At 67.9% G+C, this 1,110-nt stretch carries 2 protein-coding genes; both read right to left on the bottom strand.

What is annotated here, in order from left to right; all coding sequences use genetic code 11:
* Nucleotides 1–90: 90 nt before the first annotated feature.
* Nucleotides 91–621 (bottom strand): signal peptidase I, encoded by a 531-nt coding sequence (locus ACFV20_RS37110; RefSeq protein ID WP_385665574.1) that lies wholly within the window; start codon nucleotides 619–621, stop codon nucleotides 91–93.
* The coding region (locus ACFV20_RS37105; protein WP_385665572.1) for a hypothetical protein at nucleotides 618–1,110 on the bottom strand (493 nt) is incomplete at its 5' end. The genes ACFV20_RS37110 and ACFV20_RS37105, both read right to left, overlap by 4 nt.

The following is a 1,110-nucleotide window of genomic DNA, read 5'->3' as shown; positions in this document are numbered from 1 at the left end:
GCGCCGGGCAACGCGTACGCTGCGCCGGGCGACGCGCTGACGCCTCCCAGGGTGCCCGACAATACGAGCACCGCTACGGCAGTGCCCCAACTACGCAGCCGCATGTTGACCTTTCCGTCGGCTGCCCCTGCTCCCCGCACGCGGCCACAGCACCCATGTGACCAGCGCGGCGACGGCAAGGGTGGTTGCACCTAGCACCACGGGATTTGCGGCTGCGGCGAGGGGGTACGCGAGCCCGGGGACGGACCACAGCACCACGCGTACCCGTTCCACCACATAAGGTGCGGGATCGGGTTCGGCGTTGGCGTCACCCTTCATGGTGATGGTCCGTGCTTCCCCCTGGGCGGGCGTGATGGTCTGGACCCGGTGGGTGATCGGCAGCTTGCCGGGCCGGTTCACGGTGACCACGTCGCCGATCTGGATCTCCGCCGCCGGGATCTCCCGGACAAGAGCAAGCGAGCCCGCCGGAATGGCCGGGGACATGGAACCGGTCTTGAACAGGACCAGGGAAATGCTGAACACCACGGTCGCGATGACGGCAACGATGCACACAGCACCGCCCGCCGCGGCAAGGTTGAGCAGCAACTCGCGGACCCGCCGCACGGCGTTTGTCCGGCTCATGAGCTCGAGCTGGCAGTGAACTGCCAGGTGGCCGTCGCTGTCTGGCCTTGGAGGGCGTTGTTCGCTCCTGCGGGCAGCATCACTTCGAAGCAGAACTGCGTAGGTGTTCCCGGCAAGGTTGCGGTGGCGGCTGCGAGCGGATTGACGACGCCGGCGGCTTGCCCCTGCGTGAACGGTTTGGCTCCGTCGCTGCCCACCACGAAGGTTGGCGAACCTGTGAACGCCGTGGAATCACACGTCGCCGAACGCACAACCCGGTACCGCAGTGCAGCACCCAGATCGGCATTGCCGGTTCCGCTGCTGGTAACGGACGGGATGCCGAGCACCACTTCCCCGGCCACGGACGCGGCCTTGGTCCGGATGGCGAACGGCGCATAGGCCACCGTCCCCGGGCTCATGGCGGTGGCGGTGAACACGAGCGCCCCGCCGGGAGCGACGTCATTGGTGCTCCACGTCCCCGCGGCGCTGTAGGGCTTGGTGACGTTGGAT

It is taken from the genome of Streptomyces sp. NPDC059696 (genome assembly GCF_042733745.1).
GTDB lineage: Bacteria > Actinomycetota > Actinomycetes > Streptomycetales > Streptomycetaceae > Streptomyces.
Note: the sequence above shows the minus strand (reverse complement) of the source record. Positions and strands in the feature narration are given on the sequence as shown.

Bases quoted from the DNA above. Each gene is read 5' to 3' on its own strand.
- ACFV20_RS37110 (WP_385665574.1), bottom strand. From the start codon at position 621: ATGAGCCGGACAAACGCCGTGCGGCGGGTCCGCGAGTTGCTGCTCAAC.